This window comes from uncultured Thermosynechococcus sp. (assembly GCF_937958135.1).
Classification (GTDB): domain Bacteria; phylum Cyanobacteriota; class Cyanobacteriia; order Thermosynechococcales; family Thermosynechococcaceae; genus Thermosynechococcus.
Map to the genome: position 1 here is coordinate 1 of NZ_CALGOG010000003.1, position 24190 is coordinate 24190.

A 24190-nucleotide genomic window follows, 5' to 3' on the forward strand; every position below is an offset into this window, starting at 1 on the left:
TAATTAGAGCAACGGAAATAAAATCCTCAGAAACAAAGCGCTGCTTTTGCATTAGGGCGGTCAGCGCCCCCACCAAAGCTAAACTGACTGCGTGGCTAGGGTGAGCACCCACTAAACCATCCTGAATCCAACCGAGGGCAACACCTGCTAGTACCCCTTGACCCCACGACCGCTTGACACTCCAGACAATAACCCAAATTAAAAACCAGTCTGGTACCAATAGCGGCAAGTTAGGTAAGTGAATAAAGGTCAGCAGGGCACAAAGTCCCACAGAGCCGGTTGTAATTAGCCAGTTGAGGCTAGTTCGCCGTAAATGTGTCCATCGGTTCAGCATAGGGAATGACGGTCACCCACTCAAGGCGATCAATCGGTGCACCGAGAATAACCGTGGCATGGGGACGGGTTGGATCGCTTAGTTCCACCGATTGTACTTCTCCCACGGGAATGCCGGCCGGATAGAGACTGCTGAGGGCTGAAGTATAGAGGACATCCTTGGGCTGTACCTTGGGGTCTTTCTCCAAAAACTCCACAATCACCTGCTGATTCAGTTGTCCCCGCAGAATCCCCATTTGCCGCGTCCGACCCACCACGACCCCCACTCGACTGGCAGGATCGGTGAGCAACATCACCCGACTGGTATTGGGAGTAATGCTCGTAATGCGTCCCACAAGGCCACCGTTGCCCACAACCACCGAGCCAATGGTCAGACCTTGACGACTGCCTGCTCCCAGGAGGAGCGATCGCCACCATTGATCGGAACTCCGTCCAATCACCGGAACAATACGCCCTTCCCAATTAGGCAGCATCGGTGCTTTTAGCAGTTGCCGCAACCGCTGGTTTTCTGCCCGGAGGGCTGCTAGTTGCTGCTCCAGTTGCCAGGTGCGGGCTTGAATCAAAGTTTGCTGATCTTCCACGGAGCCTTGAAAGGGTAGATTGAGAAGGCGGTACAGCTCCCGAATTGCTGCCCCATTCGTCTCACGCAAGATCCAAGCGCTCGTGAGCACCAAGGTTGCCAGGAGGAAACTTCCTGCATATCGTCCCCACCAGCGCAGCAAAAAAGCCATGGCTGTTGTGATCCTTAACCAATGACCGAGGGTTGGGTGGAAAAGACACGGGCTAAGTCTTTGAAGTTTTCTAGCACCCGACCTGTGCCCATGACAACACAGCGCAGGGGATCTGCTGCTACATGGACCGCAATGCCTGTTTCATGGCTAATCAGCGTATCTAAGCCCCGCAGCAAGGCACCTCCCCCCGCCAGCATAATACCACGATCCACAATGTCCGCAGCCAGTTCTGGAGGCGTCCGCTCAAGAGTGCGCTTGATTGCTTCAATAATAGCCGAGAGAGGTTCTGCCATACTTTCCCGAATTTCCTCGGCTTTGACCACTACTGTGCGCGGTAGGCCAGAGAGTTGGTGTAGTCCTCGCACTTCCATGGATTCGGAGTCATAGCTGTCGTTGGGATAAGCAGAACCAATGCGAATTTTAATTTCTTCAGCTGTGCGTTCACCAATAATTAGGTTGTGCACTTTTTTCAAATATTGGACGATTGCCTCAGAAATTTCATCTCCAGCGACACGGACAGACTCACTCAAAACCGTGCCCTGCAAACTCAGAACCGCCACTTCTGTGGTTCCACCGCCAATGTCCACAATCATGTTGCCCGTTGGTTCTTCCACCGGCAAGCCCGCACCAAAGGCAGCAGCAACGGGTTCATCAATTAAATACACCTCCCGCGCTCCTGCCCCTCGCGCCGCATCCTCAATAGCACGGCGTTCCACACCCGTCACACCGCTGGGAATACCAATCACCACACGGGGCGCAAACAAATTCTTGCCGCCGTGCACTTGGCGCATAAAATGCTTGAGCATGAGTTCAGCGCGCTCAAAGTCAGCAATCACACCATCGCGCAGTGGCCGTACGGCCACCACATTGCCCGGCGTCCGACCTAGCATTCGCTTTGCTTCAGTACCAACGGCAAGGGGTTGTTTGGTGTTTTGGTCAATGGCAACAACGGAGGGTTCCTCTAAAACCACACCCCGCCCGGATACATAAACTAGGGTGTTGGCTGTGCCCAAGTCAATGCCGATATCTCGTGATAGCCGACTAAATAGTCCCACGATGGTGTACCCCTTCTTTGAATCCTATCGACGGTAACAGTCCTGTTACCAAAAACGTGATGGCAAGATTGTATTACGTTTTGTTTGAAAAATTTCGTTGAAAAATCCCGGTGGGTTATGCGTAAACAGCCCTGTTCACGAGAACGGCATGCCCCCTAAAACCATGAAAACCAGTGTGGGAAAGGTTGCCATTCCCTGTGTATCCTATAGAAGGCTGTACCAGTGATTTGCCATCGGGTCAATCCGGTCGCCTAGGGTTCCAAGTTGTTCAAGAATGGACAATTTGACATCCTCCCCGGCCTGTTAGCTTGCTCCCGCGCAGCTTGGCGCACCGGGTCAGGGAAGTAGTTTGTTCTGTTAAGGGAATCTATCTATGGCTACTGACTCTACTCAACCGGCAACCAAATGTGTCTCTGCCACCTTCAAGGAAGAGGCCAACGTCAAAGAAGCAATCGAACGGCTCTTGAATCGCGGTGTCCCCAAGGAAAATATCTCGATCATTGGTCGCAATTTTCAATCTGAAGCCCGGATTACTGGATTTATTACCAAGAAAGATATTATCTTGGATGGGGTTACTACGGGCGCCCTCTACGGTTCTATCTTTGGTTCACTGCTCAGTCTGCTGACGGGGGTTGGCGTTCTGTTCATTCCTTTTATTGGTGTTGTTGCGGCTGCAGGACCGCTGGCGGCTGCTCTCTTAGGCGCCACAGGTGGGGCACTCTATGGTGCTTTGGGCGCTGGGTTGGGCTCGGTGCTAATCTCCTTGGGGATGCCCCAAGATAAAGCAGCCATTTATCAAACACGGGTACAGGCGGGGGAATTCTTGCTCGTGGTCGAAGTTCCTGAGGAAAAGACGGGGGAGATTTTTCTCCTCTTGCAATCCGCCGGCGGTCAAGAGGCTGCAATTACTGAGATGCAAATTCCGCGTCAACCTGAGGGGCAGTTGTCTGGACCTGAGGACATTTCTCCAGAGGTGCGTGCAGATTTGTCGGAAGCGGCTCAGTCTAAGTTTATTGAGGCCTACAACGAGGCCCTCAAGGAGTCCAACGATGCAAAAAATGCCCTTGTTAAAGCATGGGAGCACATCAAAAATCTCTTCCAACGGGACGATCGGGGCATCTATGGTAGTTAGATAGTGGCTAGAGGGCGTTGACTTTCTCCCTGAGTTCAGGGTGCCCAAAGTCGGCAATCACACCATCGCGCAAGGGCCGCATGCGTCCGACCTAGGATTTACTTTGTTGCAGTACCAACGGTAAGAGGTTGCTTGGTGTTTCGGTCAATGGCAACAACGGCGGGATCCTCTAAAACCACACCCCAGCCAGATACATCAACTAAAGCAGGCTATTGATTGACGGCATCTTCTTCATCGAGGTTACCCAAGGCCATGCCATTGGCTTCACGGCGTAGGATTTGCCGCTGTTGCTGGGTCACCTCAATGCCGACAGCGATCGCTTCTTTGAGCCGCTCTAATGTAGCTTGCCAGCGCTCTTGGGTAGTTTCTGAGAGGCGATCGCGATGTTGCTCAAAACTGGCAGTGATGTCTTCGAGCAGTTCGGGTAAAGCATCAGCAGATTTGCGCAGCAGTTGTCGGGTTTCCTTACCAGAGCGGGGAGCAATCAACAGCCCTACAACTGTGCCGATCGCGCTTCCTAGAAGCAAACCACCCCAAAAGGCACCACCGCCACCCCGTTGCTGACTCATCGCTTTCTCCTTCGGAAGCGGACACCATACCGCCCTATCCAGCTTATCAAGGTTAAAAACAAACGGACATGGCGCTGTTGCCGACGCCATTTAGGCAGTTGCGATCGCAAGCCTGCAACGCCTCGTTGGCCAATGAGAATTACCTCGGGGGCACCGCCTAAGACCCCGTGGGTACTCCGCTCGGCATCCAGTAGAGCGCGGGACACCCCCCGTAGAATTTGCCGCAGCTTCACTAACTGCCACGCTAACCACAGAGAAATCAGCGCAATCAGGCAATTGCAGCCAATTACAATCCAGACCATTCGTGGCGTAGGGGGCATTGACCTTCGGAACTACCGGTTCATCTTTTCATAGATTGCCACAGTGGAGGGTGAGGTGTGGCTAAGTAGACTAAGAGTTGATGATATTCAGCAGTGTGGTGAAATTGCTCCTAAAACAAAAAGGTTGGCGACAGATGTGGCCTTGGCCAGGGTCGCTGTTGCTGGCTGGGCTTGTTGTCGGCGGTGGCTTAGCCGGTTGGTACCACTGGCGATCGCCCTCTTTGACACCGCCTTACACGCTCACGGTGGAAGCACCCCCCCAAAGTCTGCAAGAGCTAAAGCAGTGGGCACAGTCTTCAGACCCCCTCAAGCGCGATCGCGCCCGCTATCTTTTGGCCGTAAAAAGCCTGAGTCAAAAGAACCCCCAATCTAGTCTCCAGTGGCTCCAAGGCCTTGAACGGACCTACCGACCCATGGCAGCCCCTATTCTTCTACTGCGGGCTGAGGCCTATCGCCAACAGGGAGACAACCGCAAGGCCAAGGAAACGTGGGAACAGTTGCTGCGGGACTATGGCAATGAACCTGAAGCAGCAGTGGCGCTTCTGAGCTTAAATCAACCGCAACCGGCGATCGCGCGCTTTCCCCGCCATCCTGCCGTCATCAACTACGTGGCGGAACAGTTAGAGAAAAATCCCGATCAAGTACCCTACCTGAAGCTGGTGGCGCGCTACGGCCTTTTTCTGAAGGACTACGGCACCTACCTTGAAATTTTGCGCCAGCGCTACGCCGATCAACTGACGCCAGCCGACTGGGAAGCAGTTGCTTTCGGCTATTGGGAGAAAATGCAGTATGCCCCCGCTGCGGCCGCCTATGCCAAGGCACCGCCAACACCTCTGAATCTCTATCGGGTAGGACGGGGACGGCAACTGAGTGGCGACACCCCAGGGGCGATCGCTGCCTATCGGACGTTGGTTAACCGCTTTCCCCAGAGTTCAGAAGCTGCCCTAGCCCAACTGCGCCTTGCCCGTCTGGCGAAAACCCCGGCGGAGCGTCTCCCTTTGCTGGCTAAGTGTCTGCAGTTGGCAACGCAAAATCAAGCCCCGGCGATCGCGGCCGATGCCCTCTTGACGCAGTATGAAAACTACAAAGCACTGGGGAATACTGAGGGAGCACAACAGAGCCAACAGCAACTTTTTAAGACTTATCCCCAAAGTGGCGCCGCAGCGGAACTGCGCTGGCAACTGGCCCAAGGGGCTGCCCAAAAACGGCAGTGGTCTGAGGCACAACGGTGGGTTAGGGAAATTCTCAAATTCAATGCCGACAGTGAGCTGGCGCCGCGCGCAGCCTTTTGGCAGGGAAAATGGCAGGGAGAGGCAGGACAACCCCAAGCTCAACGCCAAACTTGGCAGTTCCTTATAGAGCACTATCCCCACACCTACTATGCTTGGCGGGCAGCCAGTCTGCTCAAAAAGCCAGTGGGCACGTTGACAACCCTGCGGCAACAGCGTCCTTCAGTGAGGCGCGATCGCCAACCCCTCCTCCCCCTAGCGACGGGTAGTTCAACACTGCGGGAACTGTATCTACTGGGGCAATCGCAGGAGGCTTGGCAGCGCTGGCAGTGGGAATTTGAAAATCGGGTGCAACCCAGTGCAGCAGAGCAACTGACCGATGGCCTCATTCGCCTAGGGGTGGGGGAATACCTCGATGGCCTCTTCATGCTGCAAAACCTATTTACGCGGGCTGCCAATGAACCTGAAGTGGCCACCTTCTTTGCCCCCCTTCGCCGCGATGTTCGCTTTTGGTATGCCCTTTACCCCCTGCCCTACTGGGAGTTGGTGCAAAAGTGGTCACTGGCGCGCAACTTAAATCCTCTGCTGGTGATGGCTTTGATTCGCCAGGAGTCTCGCTTTGAAAAGGACATTCGCTCAGTGGCAGGGGCAACGGGGTTAATGCAGCTTATGCCTGAAACCGCTACTTGGATTGCCAAAAAGTTGAACCTAGACCGCTATTCGCTGGTGGAGCCAGAGGATAATATCCGCCTGGGCACTTGGTACTTTGACTACACCCACAATCAATACCATCAAAACACCCTCTTGGCTTTGGCAAGCTATAATGCGGGGCCTGGAAATGTCAATCACTGGTTAAAGCGGTTCGATATTACCGATCCCGATCGCTTTATCGAATCAATTCCCTTTCCTGAGACCCATGGCTATGTCAAAAATGTCTTAGAGAACTATTGGAATTACTGGCAACTCTATGCCCAGCCCGAAAAACCCTAAAATTTAGAGAAGGACAGGGTCAAATCATGGATCAAGATATTCCTGTTGCGGAGCGGCTACAACCAATCCCGAAGAGTAAGGGAGAGCCTCGGCGAGGGGGACTGGCGATCGCCAGCGCAATTCTTCTCGTGGGTCTTGTAGGGGGGGGAGCAGCAGGGTTTCTCAATCGTCCCCCTGCATCGCCAACGGCCAAAGAAACAGAGTCAACCCCGACGGCTACCCCAACGGAAAACCTGCTGGGACATCTGCCCTACGAGGAAGCCCCTCTCTCAGAACTCGAAGCGGTGAGTGCCGATGGCCAAATCAAGCTACGCCGAGCCGCAGCAGAGCGGTTTCGAGCCATGGTGGCTGCCGCGCAGCAGGAGGGAGTGGTTCTGGTGCCTCTTTCGGGCTTTCGCTCCAAACAGGATCAGGACTATCTCTTTTTTGAGGTCAAAGAGCAGCAGGCACAACGCACCACTGAGCGGGCATTGGTGAGTGCTCCCCCTGGCTATAGCGAACACCATACGGGCTATGCGGTGGATATTGGCGATGGCCACCGACCCAACACCCATCTTAAGGAGAGCTTTGAGGACACCCCGGCGTTTCAATGGCTGCAAAAAAATGCCGCCCGCTTTAGTTTTGAACTCTCGTTTCCCCGCAACAATCCCCAGGGCGTCAGCTATGAACCTTGGCACTGGCGTTTTGTGGGCGATCGCCACAGTTTGCAGACCTTCTACAGAGCACGACAACTGACACCGAGGAATTAGCCATGGGAGGACTTGCCCATCGGGCGGTTTTAGTGACAGGCGGCACCGGCGGACTGGGTCAGGGAGTGGTGCCCGTTCTCTTGAGTCAAGGCTATACCCTGACGGTTCCCTACATTGATGCGGCTGCCCGTGAAGCCCTTGAAAAACAATTGACGGCGGCGGAGTTGGCCAATGTGCGGTTTGTGGCGGCGGATTTGAACAATGAAAGTGAAGTAGCCGCCCTCGTGGAGCGCATGCCGCAATTGGATGCGGTGGTTCACTTGGTGGGGGGCTTTAGCATGGGGGCAACGGCGCAATTTGCCCTCAGTGACTGGCAGCAGAGTTTTCGCCTCAATGTGGAGACCACCTTCTTGGTGTGTAAACACGCCCTCAAACGCATGCAGGCTCAGCGGTACGGGCGCATTGTGACTATTGGCTCTCGCGGTGCGGTTGAACCCGCGGCGGAACTGGCGGCCTATTGTGCCGCCAAAGCAGCAGTGGTGGCTCTGACGCGGGCGATCGCCGCTGAAACCAAAGGCCAAAACATCACCGCCAATGTAATTCTCCCTAGCATTATTGATACCCCCGCCAATCGAGCGGCCATGGGGGAAGCGCAAGCAGCAAATTGGGTGAGTCCCCAGGCAATTGGTGAACTGATTGCCTATCTGATTTCCGAGGGAGCAGCGGCCATCAGTGGTGCCGTGATTCCCATCTATGGCAATGCCTAGGGCCATGCTCTTTATCCTATTGCTGAGCCTGCTTTGTGCGATTGCCAATGTCCTCACCGAGATCCTGATTCTTACCCCCCTTGAAGTGCTGCGCTCCCTTCATCTGCCCGCGGTGGTGCTGTGGGGTGTGCTTTTCCTCCTGCTGGCGTGGCTGATGGGAGACTAGGGCACTACACCAGAACTCCCCTTTGGCTAAATGCAGCAATTTGGGCAGCCGCCACTTCTAAACAGGGGCGATCGCGCACTAGGGCAAAGCGCACATAGCCCTCTCCCCCTTGACCAAAGCCTGAGCCGGGTGCCGCTGCAATCCCAGTTGCTTTGACCAGCGACTGACAAAAGCCAAGGGAATCCCGCCGCCAAGGCTCAGGGAGGGGCGCCCACACATACATCGTCGCCGCGGGCAGGGGCACCGACCAACCGTGATCTGCAAGGGCTTGGACAAAGGTATCGCGCCGCTGTTGGAAAATTTTGCGGGTTTGCTGAACACAGGTCTGATCCCCCGTGAGGGCGGCAATGGCCCCCCGCAGGATGCCGGCGTACTGGTTAAAGTCAATCACTGACTTAATTTGGCGCAGCGCCGCAATCACGTCGGCACGGCCGATGGCAAAGCCAATGCGAAACCCGCCCATATTGTAGGACTTGGAGAGGCTATAGAATTCAATGCTCACCTGGCGATCGCGATCCACTTCAAAGATCGAGGGTGCTCGCTCTGCGTCAAAGACCAGATCAACGTAGGGGAAATCGTGTACCAGCAGGAGGCCGTGGCGATCGCAAAACTCCACCGCTGTCCTAAAAAACTCAAGGGGAGCAACCGCCGTGGTGGGATTGTGGGGATAGCTGAGAATCAGCAGTTTGGCCTGCTCTCGCACCCTCAGGGGAATGGCCTCTAGATCCGGCAAAAAGTGATTTTCTGCCCGCAAGCGCAATGGATAGAGTTGCCCCCCTGCCAGATACACGCCCCCCGCATGGGAGGGATACCCCGGATCGAGCACCAGGGCATACTCTTGGGGGTTCATCACCGCCAGGGGCAAGTGGGCTGTGCCCTCTTGGGAACCAATCAGCGTCAGCACTTCCCGCTCTGGATCCACCCTGAGGCCGAAGCGGCGTTCAAACCAAGTGGCCACCGCCTGGCGAAAGGCCGCCGTACTGGCAAAGAGTTGATAGCCGTAGGTACTGGCATCGCGTACCGAAGCTTCAATGGCCGCCAAAATGTGATCCGCGACGGGCAAATCCGCAGAGCCGAGGGAGAGATCCACAATGGGCTTGCCTGTGGCTGCCACCGCTGCCTTCGCCCGATCCATAGCATCAAAGACATTGCTCTGAAAGTACCGCAGGCGATCGGCCAACCTCATGCTGCCACCTCCCCATCGCGGGAGAGCAGTGCCTCCACAAATTCAAAGCTGTTAAAGGGGCGCAAATCCTTAATGCCCTCGCCAGCACCAATGAAGCGAATGGGCAGGCCTAATTCCTGTACCACCGCCAAAGCCACCCCTCCCTTCGCCGTCCCGTCCAACTTAGTGAGGATGACGCCCGTGAGTTGCGCCGCCTCGGCAAAGACCTGGGCTTGGCGCAAACCATTTTGACCCAGGGTGGCATCGAGAACTAGGAGCGACTCAATTTGCGCATCGCCTGCGTTCTTATCAATAATGCGGCGGATTTTCTTGAGTTCCTCCATGAGGTTGGCCTTGTTTTGCAGGCGGCCGGCAGTGTCCACCAGCAGCAATTCGGTGCCCCGCGCCTTGGCTGCCCCAATGGCATCAAAGACCACCGCAGCAGGATCGGTATTTTTGGCGGGGTTGGCAATCACCTCCACATTGGAGCGTTGTCCCCAAATTTTCACCTGTTCCGTGGCTGCTGCCCGAAAGGTATCTGCCGCTGCAATCAAACAGCGATAGCCTGACCGGGTGGCAATGTGAGCCAGTTTCCCAATGGTAGTGGTTTTGCCGACACCGTTGACACCGGCAATCAACCAGATATTCAGCACGCCTTTTTTCGGGGCAAACTCGCGGCGGTAGCCTTGTTGAAAGGGGCGATCCAGAATGTCCCGCAGAATCTCCTTCAGGTAGGCGATCGCCTGATCGGCAGGGAGGGTTTCTTGGCGAATTTTTGTTTGCAGTGCTGCAATAATCTGATCTGTGGCCTTGACGCCCACATCCGACTGCAACAGCAGCATCTCAATCTCTTCCACCGCCTCCCGACTCAGGGGGCCTTGACCCACAATCGCCCGCAGTTGATGCACCAATCCCCGCCGCGTTTTGCCCAGACCTTGGCGCAGGCGTTGCAACCAAGTAATTTCCTCAATATCCACCTCCTCTGGCCGCCGCCCTTGGGCTGCCAGCACCTCCGCTGACCACAAAAAGCCCTCATTGAGGACAAGGGAAGGGTTTGGTTCTCCCGGTTCAGCCTCAACAACAGCAGATTGAGCCACGGCAGTCTTTTCGGACTCCTCAGAAATGGAAATGGGGCTATCCGCCGCTGTCTTTTGGCTTGCTTCAGGGGTTTCAACGGTTGCGGCACTCTCCGATTGCTGTCGCGCTTGAATAGACTGGAGTGCTGTTTTTGCCCAATTGAGGATAGGCGGGGAAGCGGTGGATTCTGGAGAGTCTGGGGGTGGGGATTCCGTTGGGGTTTCTGCCGGAGGGGATGGCTCCTCACCACTGCCGCCAAACTTGCGTCGAAACCAATTAAAAACCATGCCCTATCCTTTGTCCAACCGAACTTGCCTATTTTCCAGAATAGCTTTGATTCTCTGCTAAAAAAGCTTGCAGGCGATCGCCCACCCAGCGGCTCAAGGCAGGATGACCCACCACCAAGGGCAGCCAGTGCTGCACATCGGCGCAATTGTAGCGGGGCAACTCCCCATTGGCATAGGTAAAGGCTCCTCCCGCCTCCTGCATGATGAGATCTGGCGCGGCCAAATCCCAGTCCTTGGGGGCACTGCCTCCTGTGAGATTGACGTACAGATCCGCATCCCCTTGGCAAATACTTGCTGTTTTACAGCCCATACTCCCCATCGGAATTTGCTGTATGACCCCCAATGTGCTTAGAAAGGCTTGCAGGTGCTCTCCGCCGTGGCTCCGACTCATGACCACCCGCAACGGCCGCCCTTCATTGGGTGGCTGAACCCGCAGTTGCGTAGAATCCCAGCGGGTCTCTCGATAGGTGCCTGCGCCGGCAATGGCGGTGTAGATGACCTCCTGCTCTGGCCAAACCACGGCGGCTAAACAGGGGCGATGGTCATGAACCAGGGCAACGTGAATGGCGTATTCCCCCGTTTGCTGTAGAAAGTCGGAGGTGCCATCGAGGGGGTCAATGATCCACTGGTAGGGCTGCGGCAATGGCTGCCCTGGGGTATAGGTTTCTTCTGTCAAATAGCCAAACTGGGAGGCGGGAAAATGTGCTTGGAGGGCATGGCGCAAAAAGGCATCAATCGTTTGATCCGCCAGCGTAACGGGATCGCCGCCTTTGTCCTGCACCGTTAGATGCTTCACCTGGCGGTAAAACTGGCGCAGTTGCTCAAGGGCTTGCCACAGAATTGGGCGCAGCGTTGCAAGCGTCTTTTCAAGATCAAGGGAGGGGGACATGGTTTTAAGCTGCCCAAAAGGAAAGACCACGGGGAATCGCGGCAATTAATCTGCGGGTATAGTCGTGCTGGGGCTGTTGGTAAACGGCTTCCGCCTCACCCATTTCCACAATTTCGCCATTGTACATAACCATGAGGCGATCGCTCATGAATTTGACCACACTGAGGTCGTGGGAAATAAAGAGGTACGTCAGTTGAAACTCCCGTTGGAGTTCTTTGAGTAAATTCAGCACCTGCGCCTGCACGGATACATCCAAGGCCGAGACGGCCTCATCGCAGACGATAAACTCTGGATTCAAGGCCAAGGCACGGGCAATACAAATTCGCTGCCGCTGCCCCCCCGAAAATTCATGGGGATAGCGATGCTGGGCTTGGGGGTCAATGCCCACCCGTTCCAGAAGATAGGACACCCGTTCTTGGTGTTGCCGTTTTGACTGATGAGGGCGGTGAAGGCGCAGCGGTTCTGCCACCAACTCGCCAATAGTCATACGCGGATTCAAGGAACTGTAGGGATCTTGGAAAATGAGTTGCATGCGTTGCCGCAGGGGGCGCAATTGGCGAGGCGATAAATGGCTAATGTCGCGATCGCCAAAAAAAATCTTGCCCTGAGCAGGTTCCAGCAGACGCAACAGGGTGCGGCCTAGGGTGGTTTTGCCGCAACCCGACTCCCCCACCAAGCCAAGGGTCTCCCCTGTACGAATCGTAAACGAGACATCCCTAACGGCAGTAACAAAGCGCTGCCTGCCCGCCACAGGATACTTCACCCAGAGATGTTCCACCCGCACCAAGGGGGGTTGGGTGGCTAAATGGGCTAGGCGCTCCTGCTGCTGCGCGGGGGAAATTACTTCTAAGCGGGGGGGCGTTGCCCCAAGAAAATCGGCCACCGTGGGCAAAAGAGTCAACCGGCAATCCAAGCGGGGACGGCAGGCCAAGAGTCCTTTGGTATAGGGATGTTGGGGGTGGCGAAACACCTCCTCCACCGTTCCCGCTTCAACAATTTGTCCTTGGTACATGACAATAACTCGATCGGCCAACTCCCCCACAAGATTGAGATCATGGGTTACAAAAATCAATGACAAGTTGTACTGTTGCTGTAACTCCTGTAGAAGCCGCAGGATGGCCGCCTGCACGGTGACATCGAGGGCAGTGGTTGGTTCATCGGCAATTAAAAGCAGCGGCGAGGCCGCCATCGCCATGGCAATCATCACCCGCTGGATTTGCCCGCCGGACAGTTGGTGTGGATAGCGCTTAAGAAAGCGTTTTTTCACCTCAAGGGGGTCTTCGGGCTTGAGGAGCTGCACCTGCTCCAGGAGGGCGATCGCCCGCTGTTGAACTGATGCCCAGGGCAGCCGTTGCTGCGGATCGATGGCCTCCGCCAGTTGAAAGCCAATGGAATAGACGGGATTGAGGGAACTCATTGGCTCTTGAAACACCATACTGATTTGCCGTCCCCGAATCTGTTGCATTTGGCGAGGGGAACAGCGCAGCAAGTCAATGGCTTCCCCTTCTGGTTGAAACCAAGCTTGGCCACGGCTAATGCGTGCCGGCGGCAACAGTAACTGCAGGAGCGCCAAACAGGTCACTGACTTACCCGAACCTGACTCGCCGACAATGCCAAGGGTTTGACCCCGCTCAAGGCTAAAGGAAATCCCATCCACTGCCCGCTGGATCTGACCCGCTTGGCAAAAGTCAACGGTGAGGGCTTCAACACGCAAAAGGGGTGACGACATCGCAGGGCGAACCAACTCAGAATAATCCTAGAATAGAGGCGATTTTGGCACTCAGGTATGGAGTTGATCTTTTTGGGGGTTGGCCTGCTGTTGGGTCTAGCAGTTTGGTTCTGGCAGTGGCAGCAAGTGCAACACGCTGTGGAGACAATCCTTGAGCAGTACACCGTCCGTCCCTGCAAATCCTCACCGTGGCAACGCCTGCAGACCTTACTCAGCCAACAGCTTCAAGAACAGGAACGCTGTCGTCAGCAACTGCTGCGCTCTCAAAAGCTTGTTGAATATGCCCCCATTGCCTACTTTGAGGTGGATGAAGCCGATTGCGTGGTCTGCTGTAACGCGGCGGCGCGATCGCTCTTCGGTTGCGCCCATCCCCAAGGTCGCCTTTTTCTAGAACTGGTGCGCTCCTATGAATTGGACTGTCTTATCGAGGAGGTGCGCCACGAGGAAACCATGCGGGAGCAGGAATGGCTCTATGCCTACCTTACACCGACCGGACAAACCAAGCGCAAACCCCTGCGGGCACGGGGACTCTTCCTTGGCGAGGGGCATGTGGGGGTATTCATTGAAGACTGCGAAGAAACGGTGCGGTTGCGGGATGAGCGCGATCGCTGGGCAGCGGATGTTGCCCATGAATTAAAAACCCCCTTAACATCCCTGCGCCTTGTTGCTGAAACCCTGCAACAACGGGTGCCAGAGTCCTTACGGGATTGGGTTGATCGCCTCCTCGAGGAAATTATTCGCCTCAGTCTCCTTGTCCAAGAACTCCTAGAATTAAACCGCCTCAGCCACACGCCCGCCGATAGCCTAGAGCGACACCCCCTCGACCTTGTCAAACTTATTGACACTGCATGGCAATCCCTCGCCCCCCTCGCTAAGGCCAAAAACATTCACCACGAGTACACCGGCCCAGAGCAATTTCCCTACTGCGGGAATGAATCGCAACTGTTTCGGCTCCTCGTCAATCTCTACGACAACGCCATTAAGTACAGCCCTGTGGGGAGTCGGGTTTACACCCGCCTAGTGAGCGATCGCGAGGGAGGCTATCTTTGCCTTGAAGTCATTGATACGGGCAGTGGCTTTCCCCCCAAGGACTTGCCCCATGTGTTTGAGCGGTTTTATCGAGCACAGGCACGGCGGCATCGCTTTGTCATCCCCACCGATAGTGAAGGACGCATGCCCCCTATTGGCAGTGGCAGTGGATTGGGGCTAGCCATTGCCCGCCAAATTGTAGAGTGCCACGGGGGCTATATGCAGGCTGCCAATCATCCACACTATGGGGGAGCATGGCTGCGAATTTATCTGCCGCTGATCTCACCTTAGTTTTCTATAATTCCTTAGCAATCCAGCGATCGCGCCCCAGTGACTTTGCTTTATAAAGGCATTGGTCAGCCCACCGGAGCAAGTCGGCAGGCAAATGGGGCGCAGCAGGCACGGTGGTGGCAATCCCAAAACTGGCGGTGAGGGTTGAGCCAACGAGGCTTTTCGCATGGGGAATGTTCGCTGCAGCAAGAGCCGCCCGTACCTTTTCCACAACGTGGATGGCTCCGCCTTGGGTTGTATTGGGCAGGATTAGGGCAAATTCCTCCCCCCCAAAGCGGGCAGCCACATCGCCGGCACGCTGAAGACAGCACTCCAAGATTTGTGCCACCTGCCTTAGCACCTCATCTCCCTGCAAGTGGCCGTAGTGGTCGTTATAGGCCTTAAAGCAGTCAATATCCAATAGCACTAAGCTCAAGGGACAGTGCTCCCGCCGACAGCGCCGCCATTCTTTGGCCAGCAGCTCATCAAAGTAGCGACGATTGCCAATATCGGTGAGGCTATCTAAATAGGCCATCTGTTGTAAATTGGCATTGGCCTGTTCTAGGGCTTGGTACATTTCTGCCTGTTGCAGTGCCACCGCTAGGGGTTCGGCAATCCGTTGCAGTAAGAATAGTTCTTCCCGCTGCCAAAGCCGTGGCCGACTGCACTGATGGGCAATCAACAGCCCCCAAAGGGTCTGCCCGTGCAAGAGGGGTACTACGAGATTCGCCTGCACCTGCAAACCCACCAGCAGCTCGCGATAGCAATCTTGAAGTTGGGCTTGGTTGACATCGCTGATGGTCAGGGTTCGTCCTTCGAGAAAGCGCTGGGCAGTTTCCCTGCTAAAACAGGGGTCGTGGATGATTTGGCCACGGATGGCATAGGCAGGAGAAGAGGTTGCCTCTACAGCAACAATGCCACTGCCGTCTTCTAAAAAGCGGTAAATGAGCACGCGATCGCTCAGGAGCAGTTGCTGAATACTGGTGACTGCCCGCTGCAAAATTTCTTCCAGTTGCAGGGATTGGCGAATATCTTGAATGATTGTGCTGACGATAATCTCCCGCTCTAGGGCGGTCTTGAGCCGCTCTTCCGTGCGCTTTTGCTCCGAGACATCCAGCAGCACGCCGTAGAGGGTATTGGTTTCAGGATTGAGCTGGCCGCGATCGCTCAACCAGCGGAAACAGCCATCCCGATGTTGAATGCGATAGGTGGTACTATAGGCACGCTGCTGCTGAATCGCCTGTTCAATCTCCCGTTCTGCCCTAGCCAAATCGGCAGGTGGAATAATCCGACGCAGATCCGACAACTCTTGGGGAAAATATCCCGTGAGATCGTAAATTTGATCGCTAACGTAATGAAACTGCCACAGGCGATCGCGGCGATAGATCGCAACAGGTAAATGACTGATGAGGGTGTTGTAGCGCTGCTCACTCTCGGTAATTGCCACCGTAATTGCCTGTTGCCGTGACAGTTGCCAGCGGAGTTCTGCCGTGGCCTGATTGAGTTCCCGGGTTAGAACCTGAATCACCCCTTGGGCTTCCGTAATGTCAATTGCCGCCAACAGATTACTTTGGGTAACAATGCCCACCATCTGCCCCTTGGCATCCACCACCACAACCCGCCGTACCCCATGCTCTTTGAACAAATGATTGACCTGCCACAGAGTTTGATCGGGGGTTACCGTCAGCACGGGTTGGGACATAGTACTGCCCACCGTTCCGCTGAGCACCCCCCCTTGGGAATGCAGTGCCTCAAAAATATCCTTTTCTGTAATGATACCGCGCGGCAGCAGACCACTGGACGTTGCTTCAGGAACCACCAAACTCGTCACACGCCGTTCAGTCATCAGGGCAGCAGCTTCCTGTAAAGAAGCCTCCGCAGCAATAGTAACCACATCGGGCACCATGACCTCAGCCACCCGCTTAATCCGTAATAGATCCACCGGGCGCAGGCTCTCGCGAAAAGCTTGGCGGGTCAGTAATCCCTCAACCCCCCCTGAATTATTCACCACTGCAAGGGCATCCACCCCAAAGTAGCGAAACCGCTCCAAGACCGCTAGGGGATCGTCGAGATCATTGAGGCGCAGACAATAGTCGGGCGGTAGCATAATTTTGGAGGCGGTGATCTCCTCAGGAGACATGCCTTGACCAAGGGCACGGATCACCTCCCGCTGGGTAATCAATCCTTGAAACTGTCCTTGCTCTTCTACAACTAAACCAAATCCTTGGTTGTTCTGTAACCCGCGGAGAATCTCATTGAAGGAACCCGTTGGAGCAATCACAACTAATTGAGCCTGAACCAAGGCTTGCAAATTTAAGCCTAAACTCAATTGCTCCATAGTGCCCCTCTCTCAGGAAGATTTGCTATTAAGGTTATGTCTATAATTTTTAATTTTTCTAAAAAACAAACAAAAGATTTACAAAAATTCATGTCATTAACTTTGACGATCTCCACCGCAGCTTGATTATTCTAATTTTATCTTGTATGGTTCGCTAACAGCATTGAGGATGAGGATACGCAAAGGGAATGTGAGTCTCCTCCGTGGCTACTTTTACAGTTTTGAGTGCCTTCGATCCAGCAATCAAGAGCTGTAACTGAAATATTCCGCTATTGCAGGAGAAAAGCTAGGATAGGGAATTGCATGCCTCTTATTCGCCCCATGCTATGGACTAGTAAATTACTCGATCAGGAACTCCACACGTGCCTGCTACGGGCGATTGTGACTGCGGCAGCCATCTCAGGGTTGAAGCGATGAATCCAACTGCGCCTAACCTCATTTGCCCGGAGTGTGGCACCGCCAATGCCATTGATCAAACCGAATGCTGCCACTGCCGAGTACCGCTTTTGAAACGCTACTTGTGGGCGATCGGTTCTAGCTTGGATCACTACAGCGTGGGTGAACTGGTGGGCGATCGCTACCTCGTGCAAGGCAAACACTTACTCTTAGATCTACTGCCGGGGGAACCCGCTCCTGGGGTGGACAACACTGCCCAACTCTACCGTCCTTACCTGCGCCTATTTCCCAAGCGTCCCCATGTGCCCGAATTATTCGGTGCCCTGTCCCTTCCTGAGGGAGAACTGTTGCTCCTTGAGCATGCCCCCGTCAGTTGTATTGACCTTGCCGATGCCAAAGTTGCCCCCGGTCTCACCCATGCTGCTCCCCTTACCCTCATCTGGGAGAAAGCCAATTTAGTGCGCCGCCTCAACTGGTTATGGCAAATCATCTCCCTTTGGCCGGCACTGGCGGCAGAAAATGTGGCTCTCACGCTGCTCAATCCCCAGCTTTTGCGAGCCGAAGGTTCCCTTGTGCGACTCCTGCAACTGCAAGCGGGCAATAATCCAACCTTGGCCGACCTTGGCAAATTCTGGCAAACCCATTTCAGCTTTGCCGATCAAGGGGAAAATTTTCAGCAGGCCTTCACGATCCTATGTCAACACATGCAGGATCCTCAGGACACTACCCCTGAATTTATTCGTGACACCTTAGAGACACTGTTTCAACAGGCTCTAGATCACCTGGGCTATGAGTACTACTATGATATTGCCAGTCGCTCCGACCAAGGGCCCAGTCGCACTCGCAATGAGGACAAGTGTTTTCCAGAGGGCGATCTCACGAACCAATCGCAGGTGCTCGCCTTGGTGTGTGATGGAGTTGGGGGGCATGAAGGGGGCGATGTCGCTGCGGGCTTAGCCATTCACATTCTCAAGGAGGCGCTAACCCCCCTTCAAGTGCTGGAGATGTCCCCTGCTGGGGTTGAGCAGGCCATTCAAACAGCCATTCGCCGCACCAACGATGCGATCAATCAACGCAACAATACGGAGCAGCGCCACGAACGCCAGCGCATGGGAACCACCGTTGTCGGTGCCCTGATTGAACACGCCCATCTTTACTTGGCCCACATTGGCGATAGCCGTGCCTACTGGATCAACCGTTGGGGATGCTACCAACTCACCCTGGATGACGATGTGGCCAGCCGCGATGTGCGCTTGGGGATGAGTACTTACCATCAAGCCCTCGAACTCCCCTACGGTGGTTCTTTGGTGCAAGCTTTGGGCATGGCACCCTCTCAGCATCTACATCCCACGGTTCAACACTTTTTGCTAGATGAGGAGGGGATTCTGTTGCTCTGTTCCGATGGCCTCAGTGATTTTAACCGTGTCGAAACCTACTGGCGGCAGTACCTCCTGCCGGTGCTCCAAGGTGAACTTTCCCTCACTGCTGCGGCTGAACAACTCATTGATCTTGCCAATGGCCTCAATGGTCATGACAACGTGACGGTGATGCTCATTCACTGTCGGATGAAGAATGCGGCGGGGGTCATTGACTTGGATTACAGCGATATTGTCTGTCAAGGGGAGTTGCCAGAGGTAACAGACATTCCAATGAACCACGTCGCCCCCCCCCAGCCATCGGAACTGGATATAATGGCTTCCCAAATGGGGGAACCCCCTCAACCCCAACCCAAACCGCAGCCAACCCAAATGTCTCGTTCCCCCGCCTGGCTGCTGCTGACGGCTGTGGGCATTGCCACTGCTGCCCTTGGTTTTCTCACTGTTGTGACTTCTATGAATCGCTCTACAGAGGGTGTAGAGTCCTCTCCTTCCCCCTTGATTACCCCCCAATGATGCCTAATCCTGCTGATTTTTGCCTCAACGCCTACGACTATCACCTACCCCCGGAGCGGATTGCCCAACACCCTGTGTCCCCCCGCGATCATTCTCGCCTGATGGTGGTGACCAAGAACACCGCCACGGATCACTTTTTCTATGAGCTACCGCAACTGTTGCAACCGGGGGATCTGCTTGTGCTCAACGATACACGAGTCATTCCAGCACGGCTAATTGGGCAAAAAGTCGGTGGCGCTGGCCGCACCGTCGAGGTGTTTCTCCTCGAAGAATTGAGCGATCGCCAGTGGTTGGCCTTGGTGAAGCCCGGTCGAAAATTGCGCCCTGGCGCCATGATTCAAATTGGCACGCTGCAGGCCACGGTACAGGCTGTTGACGAGGAGACTCGCGGACGGATAATTGAATTCGATCTGCCGGCGGGCGATCGCCTATGGTCCTACCTCGATCAACTGGGGGAAGTGCCCCTACCTCCTTACATTGACAACCCCATTGAGGATACCGAGCAATACCAGACCGTTTATGCCCGCCGTCCCGGAGCCGTCGCTGCACCAACCGCCGGCTTGCACTTTACCCCCGAACTCCTGAGCAAGCTAGCCTATCAGGGGATTGATCACTGTTTTGTGACCCTCCATGTGGGCATTGGCACCTTTCGCCCCGTTGAGGCTCAGGATATTCGCCATCACCATCTCCACGAAGAATGGATTGAGGTACCGGCTGCCACTGTCGAGCGGATTCAGGCCGCCAAAGCTGCCGGGGGGCGGCTCATTGCCGTCGGCACCACCGTGATTCGCTCCCTAGAGACGGCAGCTCAATCAGGCACCCTTCAACCCTTTTCTGGCAAAAGTGATCTGTATATCTATCCGGGGTACCGGCCCAAGATTGTCGAAGGCTTCATTACCAACTTTCACCTGCCTCGCTCCAGCTTGATGATGCTTGTCAGTGCCTTTATTGGTCGCGAACGGCTACTTGAGTTGTACCAGCAGGCCATTGATCGCCAGTACCGCTTCTATTCCTTTGGCGATGCCATGCTGATTTTGCCTAGCGCTTGCTCCAATCCCGTTTGAATGTGCTATCCTAAGCTCAGTTGTTTTGCAAAGTACCGTTCAGGGAGATGGAGGTGATGCCCATGGCAGATAGTAGTAAACGCTTGGGTCGTCGTTTTGGAGTAGTTCAGCTCTAGGGAAGAGTTGTTCTCCATCTGTTGAGTTGAAATCGACACCTAGGAAGCTACCTTTCCTAGCAGTTGACACCCACGATAACCACCAGACCGCTCCTGAGGCCTTCCTTGGGAGCGGATGGCTTTTTAGGGGCATGCTTGGGCGTTTAAGGAATTTTGAGCAATAGTATAGCTTTGTGGTTAACCATTAAAAAAATATTTCAGATTCTTGGTTGCCCATGGGACGGCGATTTATAGTGGGGGCAACCGAAACCTCGCCATTGTTGGCCAAGTCAAGAAAATTCATTGAGAGCAGAAAACGACTAATGATGGTGAACGCGGGAACTATTGCGTTCTAAGAGCAGCCATGGCCGTTCAACTCCTACCCCGCGCAATCCGATCTTCCAGAACCTGCGTTCTCGTTAGACTTGCCCGAAGCAGATTGCAACGATAGAATAAAAGATTGCTGTCTTTTTTCAATGGGCATGAAATCCTATCTCGCTGCCGCACTGCAAATGACCAGCCAACCCAACCTTGAGGCAAATCTGGCGCAGGCAGAAGAATTGATTGAATTGGCGGTGAGACGGGGGGCAGAACTAATTGGCTTGCCGGAAAATTTTTCCTTTCTTGGTGATGATCGCGAGAAAGTGGCTCAAGCGGCAACGATCGCCGAGCGTACCGAGGCCTTTTTGAAACGCATGGCGCAGCGATTTCAGATTACCTTGGTGGGGGGTGGCTATCCGGTACCGGCCACTGAAGGCAAAGTCTATAACACAGCAGTACTCATTGGCCCGACAGGGGAAGAATTGAGCCGTTACCAAAAGGTGCATTTATTTGATGTCGAGTTGCCCGATGGCAATATCTACTACGAATCGGGAACAGTGCTGGCCGGACGGCAATTGCCCTCTGTCTATCCCAGTAAGGAACTGGGGAATATTGGCTTGTCGGTGTGCTACGATGTTCGCTTTCCAGAACTTTACCGCGCGCTCTCCCAGGCGGGGGCAACGGTGTTGTTTGTGCCGGCTGCCTTTACGGCTTTTACGGGTAAAGATCACTGGCAGGTTCTCCTGCAAGCACGGGCCATTGAAAACACCTGTTATGTGATTGCACCAGCTCAAACGGGGGTTCACTATGGGCGGCGGCAAACCCACGGCCATGCCCTGATTGTCGATCCTTGGGGAACCATCCTTGCAGATGCGGGGGATCGCCCCGGTGTCGCAATTGCAGCCATTGAACCCAGCCGCCTTGAACAGGTCCGCCAACAGATGCCCTGCCTGCAACACCGCGTCTTTTTCTAATCCTTGGGCAAATTGTGCAATCAATCGTAACAGGGCATACAGCGGCGGGGAATTTCCTACGCTATCTTAAAACCATAGGTGAATCCTTGCCCTCACTCCAAACCAGTTAGGAGCGTATCTATGGATAGCGTTACGGTTTCCAACCCGCAAGCCTCCTCGGAGGTTTGGAACTTGCTGAAGCGGGCGATCGCCCACAGTTCAGGGTTTCAGCGTTGGCTGAGTGAGAAGCAAGCCGGTGTGATCCTTGAGCAGCCCACCGATCTGGATGCTTGTGTTACCGCTTACTTGCGTCAGGCTCTCGAAACCCTTGCCTACTAACGTTACGCCAGAATTGTTTCAGAGTTTCAGAATTGTCTTGCTAAGTGATTCTCTCTCCCCTCGGAAGCGGGGTTTTTTATTGCCGCAAAGAGCGATCGCCCCGCCAAAGTCCTACGTCTAGGGTTTCTTGGTTATAGTGGAAAGTGCCAGCTCACAAGGTGCCTATGATTGAAGGGCCGTGGATTCATAAATTTATTGTCTCCAATGGCATCCGTCTCCACTATGTCACCCAGGGAGAAGGGGAGTTGGTACTGTTGCTCCATGGCTTTCCGGAGTTTTGGTACTCTTGGCGACATCAAATTCCCGTCTTGGCAGACAAGCACAAAGTTGTTGCCCTGGATTTGCGCGGCTACAATCTCAGCGATAAACCCCAAGATACCGCCAGCTACGTTCTCGATGAGTTAATCCTCGATATTGTCGGTGTCATAGATGGCCTAGGTTATCGTCGCTGTCATCTAGTGGGGCACGATTGGGGAGGAATGGTGGCTTGGGGGGTGGCTTACACTGTCCCTGAGCGGATTCAAACCCTGAGTGTCTTGGCTTGTCCCCACCCTGCCAAGTTTCAGCAGTTAAGTTGGGAGCAATGGCTGCGCAGTAGCTATATGCTGCTGTTCCAACTGCCGTGGTTGCCGGAGCTGCTCTTAGAATGGGGGGGCTATGGGGCGATCGCCCAAATTTTTCGCTGGGCAGCGGTGAACCAGCAGGCCATTCGACCTGCCGACTTGGCTCTCTATCAGGATGCTGCCGCCCAGCGGGGCGCCCTTTCAGGGATGCTCAACTACTACCGTGCCACGCTACAAAGTCTCTGGCGTCGCGAGTGGGGGATGTTAGAGGTGCCGACCTTGATGCTCTGGGGGCGGCAAGACCCCACCCTCGGCATTGAACTCACCTACGGCACAGAAGCCTACGTCAAAGAGTTAAAAATCCAATACTTAGACTACTGTGGTCACTTCGTGCAGCAGGAGCAACCCGATCTGGTGAATGAGTATTTGCTGGAGTGGTTAGAGACTGTTTCAGCGCCCCTAAATTAGTCGCCGCAATTCGGTCACTTGGTCAGCGATCGCCAACAAGGACGGCGGCATTTCAGGCCCAGTCAACATAACATCGAGGGTGCGTGGGCGATGCTTCAAGAAATTCAGAACTTCAGCTTCACTCAGCAGCCCCAGTTGAATGGCCACACTCACCTCATCTAGAACGACCAAGCGATACTGTCCCCCTTGCACCGTCCCTTGGAGATGTTCCCAAAGCTGGCGGACTGCGGCCTTCTCCTCTGGCGTGATGGTCTGTGGATCCCCCAAACAACGTTGAAAAGCCGGTCGCCACCACGTCAAATGTTGCCCCAACTGAATCGGGTGCTCAATTCCCGTTTGAATTCCCCCCTTGAGAAATTGCACAACCAATACCCCACTCCCCTGAGCAGCCACCCGCAACGCCTGTGCTATGACCGTGGCGAAAAAGTGTCGCTGCGGACAGGTAAAGACCTGCACCACTCCCTCAACACCATAGGTTAGGGGCAAGCTTGCCTCAGAGACGGAAACCGAGAGTTGTGCCACCATCGTGTTCCTGTTTATTCAAAAAGGGGAATGACCCACGGGGGTTATACATCTAGTGTAGTGTGCCATGATTTAACCCTAGTGAACACTAGATATACGTGGCCGTCAAGGGGTCAAAGAATCGGTTATCTTAAAACAATGTGATTGTTACGGAGGATGCCGCTATGCCCGCGACACAAGCCCTTGATGCTGAGGCGCTCTTTCGCGCCGCCTACGAAAATCGTTACACATGGGATGAGAATTTTCCCGGCTTTACGGCCAAGGTCACGCTCATTGAGGGCGATCGCAGCTATCAGGGGCAAGTCAAAGTGAGCCGCGACTACACTGTTGAAGTGAGTGGCATTGAAGACGAGCAGGTGCGCGAATCCCTTTACAACCAACTGCGGGATGTGATTGTGCACCGCAAGCGCAACAGTTTTGAAGCTGCCCATGGCAAAAACACCTTCCAAGTCGGGGAAACCGACGCCAGTGGGGCGGTGGAGATTCTCGTCAGCGGCGACGCCATGGGGTCTAATTACAAAGTGCGGGACAATCAAATTGTCTATGTCAGCCGCGTCATGGGGCGGGTGGCCTTTGCCATTACCCACCGTGAAGCCCTCGAGACCGGCGCGGGGTACATTTCCACCAACTACGTGGCGGTCTTCCGCAACCCGCAAACCAATGAAGTGCTGCGGCAAATGGAGTTTGAGGATACCTACGTGCCCGTGGGCAATTACTACCTAATGAGTCGGCAGGTGGTGCACACCCATGAAAATGGCCAGACCAGCACCGTGGAAATTCGCTTTGATGACCTGCAGCTTTTAGCCGACTAA

Annotated in this window: 23 protein-coding genes; 12 read left to right on the forward strand and 11 right to left on the reverse strand. The window is 54.6% G+C overall.

Annotated elements, in window-relative coordinates:
- The 3 genes from mreD to Q0711_RS00365 all read right to left on the reverse strand — a co-directional run.
- Nucleotides 1-334: rod shape-determining protein MreD (mreD, locus tag Q0711_RS00355; RefSeq protein ID WP_299041250.1), on the reverse strand; the 334-nt coding region annotated here is incomplete at its 3' end.
- Nucleotides 300-1064, reverse strand: coding sequence for a rod shape-determining protein MreC (gene mreC / locus Q0711_RS00360; protein ID WP_298613901.1), 765 nt, complete (start codon nucleotides 1062-1064; stop codon nucleotides 300-302). The genes mreC and mreD, both read right to left, overlap by 35 nt.
- 14 nt (nucleotides 1065-1078) lie before the next feature.
- On the reverse strand, nucleotides 1079-2119 hold the full coding sequence (locus tag Q0711_RS00365) for a rod shape-determining protein (protein ID WP_298613899.1): 1041 nt from the start codon (nucleotides 2117-2119) through the stop codon (nucleotides 1079-1081).
- Between the two features lie 373 nt (nucleotides 2120-2492).
- On the opposite strand from Q0711_RS00365, the gene Q0711_RS00370 reads away from it, so the two are divergent.
- The gene (locus Q0711_RS00370) at nucleotides 2493-3251 is read left to right on the forward strand and encodes a ChaB family protein (RefSeq protein WP_298613897.1); all 759 of its coding nucleotides are present in this window, start codon (nucleotides 2493-2495) and stop codon (nucleotides 3249-3251) included.
- A 209-nt stretch (nucleotides 3252-3460) separates the two neighbouring features.
- Here the strand turns inward: Q0711_RS00370 and Q0711_RS00380 are convergent, their stop codons facing one another.
- Nucleotides 3461-3820, reverse strand: coding sequence for a YtxH domain-containing protein (locus Q0711_RS00380; RefSeq protein ID WP_298615260.1), 360 nt, complete (start codon nucleotides 3818-3820; stop codon nucleotides 3461-3463).
- On the reverse strand, nucleotides 3817-4140 hold the full coding sequence (locus Q0711_RS00385) for a hypothetical protein (RefSeq protein WP_299041254.1): 324 nt from the start codon (nucleotides 4138-4140) through the stop codon (nucleotides 3817-3819). The genes Q0711_RS00380 and Q0711_RS00385 overlap by 4 nt, the downstream gene beginning before the upstream one ends.
- A gap of 80 nt (nucleotides 4141-4220) precedes the next feature.
- On the opposite strand from Q0711_RS00385, the gene Q0711_RS00390 reads away from it, so the two are divergent.
- Genes Q0711_RS00390 through Q0711_RS00405 form a run of 4 tightly spaced genes read left to right on the forward strand, consistent with a single transcriptional unit; the run spans nucleotide 4221 to nucleotide 7981 of the window.
- Entirely contained in the window at nucleotides 4221-6359 is a 2139-nt protein-coding gene (locus tag Q0711_RS00390; protein ID WP_298615265.1) for a transglycosylase SLT domain-containing protein, read from the forward strand.
- Nucleotides 6360-6385: 26 nt separating this feature from the next.
- On the forward strand, nucleotides 6386-7108 hold the full coding sequence (locus Q0711_RS00395) for a M15 family metallopeptidase (RefSeq protein ID WP_298615269.1): 723 nt from the start codon (nucleotides 6386-6388) through the stop codon (nucleotides 7106-7108).
- Nucleotides 7109-7110: 2 nt separating this feature from the next.
- On the forward strand, nucleotides 7111-7815 hold the full coding sequence (gene fabG / locus Q0711_RS00400; protein WP_366142503.1) for a 3-oxoacyl-ACP reductase FabG: 705 nt from the start codon (nucleotides 7111-7113) through the stop codon (nucleotides 7813-7815).
- Nucleotides 7802-7981, forward strand: a complete 180-nt coding sequence (locus Q0711_RS00405; RefSeq protein ID WP_298615277.1) for a hypothetical protein — start codon at nucleotides 7802-7804, stop codon at nucleotides 7979-7981. Before fabG ends, Q0711_RS00405 begins: the two co-directional genes overlap by 14 nt.
- 4 nt (nucleotides 7982-7985) lie before the next feature.
- On the opposite strand, the gene Q0711_RS00410 is transcribed toward Q0711_RS00405, so the two are convergent.
- From Q0711_RS00410 to Q0711_RS00425, 4 genes are read right to left on the reverse strand one after another with little or no spacing between them, the layout of a single operon-like run.
- On the reverse strand, nucleotides 7986-9167 hold the full coding sequence (locus tag Q0711_RS00410; protein ID WP_298615279.1) for an LL-diaminopimelate aminotransferase: 1182 nt from the start codon (nucleotides 9165-9167) through the stop codon (nucleotides 7986-7988).
- Nucleotides 9164-10510, reverse strand: coding sequence for a signal recognition particle-docking protein FtsY (gene ftsY, locus Q0711_RS00415; RefSeq protein WP_298615281.1), 1347 nt, complete (start codon nucleotides 10508-10510; stop codon nucleotides 9164-9166). The genes Q0711_RS00410 and ftsY overlap by 4 nt, the downstream gene beginning before the upstream one ends.
- Nucleotides 10511-10538: 28 nt before the next feature.
- Complete coding sequence (locus Q0711_RS00420; RefSeq protein ID WP_298615283.1) at nucleotides 10539-11399, reverse strand: 3'(2'),5'-bisphosphate nucleotidase CysQ; 861 nt, start codon at nucleotides 11397-11399, stop codon at nucleotides 10539-10541.
- Between the two features lie 4 nt (nucleotides 11400-11403).
- Entirely contained in the window at nucleotides 11404-13143 is a 1740-nt protein-coding gene (locus Q0711_RS00425; RefSeq protein WP_366519066.1) for an ABC transporter ATP-binding protein, read from the reverse strand.
- A 42-nt stretch (nucleotides 13144-13185) separates the two neighbouring features.
- Between Q0711_RS00425 and Q0711_RS00430 the strand changes: the two genes are divergently transcribed.
- On the forward strand, nucleotides 13186-14448 hold the full coding sequence (locus tag Q0711_RS00430; protein ID WP_298615286.1) for a HAMP domain-containing sensor histidine kinase: 1263 nt from the start codon (nucleotides 13186-13188) through the stop codon (nucleotides 14446-14448).
- 4 nt (nucleotides 14449-14452) lie between these two features.
- Here the strand turns inward: Q0711_RS00430 and Q0711_RS00435 are convergent, their stop codons facing one another.
- A complete protein-coding gene (locus Q0711_RS00435; protein ID WP_298617218.1) occupies nucleotides 14453-16765 on the reverse strand; it encodes a diguanylate cyclase in 2313 nt (770 codons plus the stop codon).
- Between the two features lie 413 nt (nucleotides 16766-17178).
- Between Q0711_RS00435 and Q0711_RS00440 the strand changes: the two genes are divergently transcribed.
- The 5 genes from Q0711_RS00440 to Q0711_RS00460 all read left to right on the forward strand — a co-directional run bounded on the left by Q0711_RS00440 (nucleotide 17179) and on the right by Q0711_RS00460 (nucleotide 22856).
- A complete protein-coding gene (locus tag Q0711_RS00440) occupies nucleotides 17179-19053 on the forward strand; it encodes a PP2C family serine/threonine-protein phosphatase (RefSeq protein WP_298615294.1) in 1875 nt (624 codons plus the stop codon).
- The gene (gene queA, locus Q0711_RS00445; RefSeq protein ID WP_298615318.1) at nucleotides 19053-20117 is read left to right on the forward strand and encodes a tRNA preQ1(34) S-adenosylmethionine ribosyltransferase-isomerase QueA; all 1065 of its coding nucleotides are present in this window, start codon (nucleotides 19053-19055) and stop codon (nucleotides 20115-20117) included. Before Q0711_RS00440 ends, queA begins: the two co-directional genes overlap by 1 nt.
- A 577-nt stretch (nucleotides 20118-20694) precedes the next feature.
- Entirely contained in the window at nucleotides 20695-21507 is an 813-nt protein-coding gene (locus tag Q0711_RS00450; RefSeq protein WP_298617219.1) for a carbon-nitrogen hydrolase family protein, read from the forward strand.
- 120 nt (nucleotides 21508-21627) lie between these two features.
- The gene (locus Q0711_RS00455; RefSeq protein WP_298615299.1) at nucleotides 21628-21825 is read left to right on the forward strand and encodes a hypothetical protein; all 198 of its coding nucleotides are present in this window, start codon (nucleotides 21628-21630) and stop codon (nucleotides 21823-21825) included.
- Between the two features lie 164 nt (nucleotides 21826-21989).
- Entirely contained in the window at nucleotides 21990-22856 is an 867-nt protein-coding gene (locus Q0711_RS00460; RefSeq protein ID WP_298615302.1) for an alpha/beta hydrolase, read from the forward strand.
- Here the strand turns inward: Q0711_RS00460 and Q0711_RS00465 are convergent.
- Nucleotides 22848-23381 (reverse strand): P-loop NTPase family protein, encoded by a 534-nt coding sequence (locus tag Q0711_RS00465; protein WP_298615304.1) that lies wholly within the window; start codon nucleotides 23379-23381, stop codon nucleotides 22848-22850. The genes Q0711_RS00460 and Q0711_RS00465 overlap by 9 nt on opposite strands.
- A gap of 161 nt (nucleotides 23382-23542) precedes the next feature.
- Between Q0711_RS00465 and Q0711_RS00470 the strand changes: the two genes are divergently transcribed.
- The gene (locus Q0711_RS00470) at nucleotides 23543-24190 is read left to right on the forward strand and encodes a DUF3386 domain-containing protein (RefSeq protein WP_298615307.1); all 648 of its coding nucleotides are present in this window, start codon (nucleotides 23543-23545) and stop codon (nucleotides 24188-24190) included.